Here is a 3517-nt window from a genome sequence, read left to right on the forward strand (position 1 = left end):
TTTCGCTTATCTACACACCGTCACAGGCGACATTGCGCGAAAAATCCGGGCTAGGGACATCCGGCTACGACAGAATCTGACCGATGTTATCGAGCGGGTGGCTACGGGCACTGCAATTCCGCATGAGCGCCGCTGCCGTCGCTGCCGCGCAGCGACTGTTTGGTCCCCCGAAAACACAGGTGGCTATCGACACAGGCCGTTCCGCACTCAGTAGTGCGATGGCAATCAGTTGATTGTCTCAATGGCGAAGCTGTACTGCGTCAGCGGCCGTAACCCTGCCGCATCCTGCGATCTATAGCCGCCACGGCCCTCACCGAGGAGATTCGCTTGACCCTCGAGATCCAACACGAGGGTCACGACGCTACCGGCGGTATCACGGACATGAGCACAGAGCGTTGCGGTTCACTCAGCGCATCGGCGTCGGCACGCCAGCGGCCACCTGAGTCTGTTGACGAATCCACGATGAGGACGGCGTAGTCAGCAAGCTCAGATGATGGTCCAGACACGAATGCCGTACTCGATAGTTCCAGGTTCTGGGGGGCCGCTGGCGAAAATGCGACCGACAGCTTCACCCGGTCGCCGTCGAGGTGCTGCCATGAGACGCGCTCCACGCGGAATGCTTCCGGCGGTGGTACATCGCCTACTTCTTCCACTACGCACCCGTTGGTGTGGGAAGCCCACCACCGATCAACCTCACTTGCGCGTCTGAGCATGACGTGAATGCAGCCACGACTGTCAAGGTCGCGACTGTCGCAGATAACCCTCCTTGCGTGTATCCGACTGGACGCGGCAGAGAGCATGACCGACCCCGGCTCGTCAGATGTCGAGTTCAAGGCGTCCGCTATCAAACCGAACCTGCCACGTATCCAGAATGAACTCAGCGATTGTCACGGTTGCATTGAGCGCGAGTCGGGCATGCCGTGCAAGGGCGACACTGCGCGATGCTTGCCCGTGGCCGATTCCAAGCTGGTTTCGAAGTTCAGAGAGCGACTGCACCGTAGTGACCAGTGTCCGAAGAATCTGTTGAGAGCTTTGGCTCGCCCTTGCACTTCCCGGCACAGATTCAGCATTCAGCTCAAGCAGATTCGCGACTTTGCGGTAAAGCTGCGGGATGTCTTCCTTCGATTCGTACTCGATCTTATTTTGCGCGAGAAGGATTCTGAACAAGCTTTCGAGCAGGTTCTTGCATGAGGAGATTGCAGCGGGTGGGTCGGAGGCGAGACCATCACGGATTCGCACAAGGTGTTCTTCCAGCACAGCCGGATCGGTCAATAGCGTGCGCTCGCGCAACTTGAGTTGGGGCGTAGCGCCGTGAAAGGACTCCTGCTGCCGCCAGCCGTAGACAGCATGGCCACTGATCCACTGGGCGGGGTACAACTCGAAGCCGTCGCGTGAAAGTGCGTCGTTGAACCCTTTCAGGAGAGCCGCGACTTCTTCTTCATCAGGGCGGACAATCGGGTGCAGCATTTCTGCGAGAAACCGCAAGACTGACTCATCGTCACCCTGTTGCAGACGAAATCGGCTGTCTGTGAATATCCAGTCATCGTCCCAATCCGTCGGGTTGTTTACCCGATGCTGCCAAATGTCGCCGGCGGCCGTCTTGAAGCGGCGGTCCGTACTGGGCAGAGCATCGAGATCATAGATTCGAGCGAGAAAATCGGGCTCATCTAGGCGCCCCGCCCAGGCAGTGTTGGCCAGAGCGATCGAGTCGAAGATCTTGCGGCGTGTTATCTCCGTGATCTGTTTTCTCGACTTCGGCATAAGTGACGGTTCCTCCTGCTCTCCCTTGGCTGACACACGGCGTCGTAGACCCCGTGGACTCAGCAAATCTGCACGCGGTCGTTGAGTAGCTATCGCTCCCGATGCGATGGGGTCGAACACCGTGACTGTTTTGCGAGCATTCCGCACAACGGGCGTCCCGCCAGTAGTCACGATGATCCACGGACGCGGAGTAGGACCTGCAGACCGTGCCGACACACGCCTCCGCGCCGTTTCGTTGCGCAGGTACGGGACTGTCCAGGCTGTCGACTCGGTTGTTGGGGAACCCGCGATGGCGGCGGCGTAAGATGGCGACTTAGCAAAGACGGCAACCCGATGAGGCCGTTCCGATCGCTCCTCATAGGTAACCGTTTTAGCATCGTCGGGTGTGGAAGCCATTCTCCTTCTCGGCGCCGGCGCGTTAGCCGGCGTTCTTGCCACGGTGTTCGTCCAGCCCGCGATTGAGCGGTTGAAGCATCGCGGTACCTCGCGGGTTAGGACGTGGTTCCCTACTAAGGCCGGCGGTTACGACCTTCAGGAAATTTACCTCTACCAAATTATGAGCTGGTCAGCGTCGCGACCTCTCGACCCAGGTAAACATCGCGTCCAGCGCGACACTGCAGACCGCCCCCCGCAGGAATGGTTTCCACCGGCGATTCTTGAACGGGAAGTTCACTCCATCCGAGCCCGAGTACAGGGAGAGGTGTGCGAGGTTACCGATTCAACGGTCGATCACGGCGAATCTGGTAACTCAACAAAGGGTTTCACCCTTCGTGTTCGACCCAGTGAGTACGCCGACAGCTTGGTTCTACCAAGGCTTCTCGCAGATGATGAGCTGTGGAAACCGCTTCAGCAGCGAATCATGCGTCACGGGATTCTTGAAACGCTGGCAGTCGCCCCGCCCCGCTCCTTCTTCGTCAATCTCACTGTCAGTACTACGCGAGGCGAAGTACTGATGACGCGACGTTCGGCGTCGGCCGCATCCGCCGCAGGTCTGCGATCACTCGGCGTTTGCGAGACTATGAATGCAATCCCCATGACCGCTGGTCATGAGCCGGAAGACCTATTTGATCTTGCACATCGAGCGGCGCGGGAGGAACTCGGCCTGGAGCGGAGTGACATCGGCCCAATTTGGTTCACATGGTATGGATTTGGGCGGTACCACGGTCAGTTTGCCGTCGCACACACCCAAACTCGCCTCAGTGCCGACGAGGTGGAGGTTCGTGCACGCAGTGCAGAAGCTGGATGGGAAGCCGATGCACTGCGGTGGATTGATGTAAAGGGGAAGGAAATGCGCGGCCTAGCCACCATTGCCCACCATGAAGGATGGCTTCCGCTGACTCCGATCACCGCTCAGGGACTGCTCGACATCTGGCCGTACCTTGCCACGGCACCCAAGCGTTATTAGGCGCCGGGTGGAGGCTTCGTTCGGCTTTGCAAATCCGAGGACAGATCTTAGGAACGGGGTTCTTTGCATCCGCGTGCCGTTGCGAGAGTCGGCTCAGGACGATGACAACGAGGAGATACCAGAACCAGAATCGTCGGCAGAAGACGAGTCTGAAGGTTCCACCCGGCGACCTCGCGGCCATAGACGCCGGGTGGTCAGGTCAGCCGTGCCGCCCTATACCGCACGCTGCCAGCTAAGAGGAACGACCGGTGACTGGTAAGAGTGCGTTGGAACAGAAGGGTTCACAAGACTCGCCTGTGGTCATCGTTGGAGAGAGCCTCGGCCGTCAGAAGTCGCGTATTCCGTTTGATG

At 58.9% G+C, this 3517-nt stretch carries 2 protein-coding genes; one reads left to right on the plus strand and one right to left on the minus strand.

Annotated features, from left to right (window positions below; genetic code table 11):
* Positions 1–816 precede the first annotated feature (816 nt).
* Complete coding sequence (locus tag M1248_RS33150) at positions 817–1797, minus strand: abortive infection family protein (RefSeq protein ID WP_317150922.1); 981 nt, start codon at positions 1795–1797, stop codon at positions 817–819.
* 349 nt (positions 1798–2146) lie between these two features.
* Between M1248_RS33150 and M1248_RS33155 the strand changes: the two genes are divergently transcribed.
* Positions 2147–3166 (plus strand): hypothetical protein, encoded by a 1020-nt coding sequence (locus M1248_RS33155; RefSeq protein ID WP_317150923.1) that lies wholly within the window; start codon positions 2147–2149, stop codon positions 3164–3166.
* Positions 3167–3517: the final 351 nt, after the last annotated feature.

Source organism: Mycobacterium sp. 29Ha (genome assembly GCF_032883055.1).
Taxonomy (GTDB): domain Bacteria; phylum Actinomycetota; class Actinomycetes; order Mycobacteriales; family Mycobacteriaceae; genus Mycobacterium; species Mycobacterium gallinarum.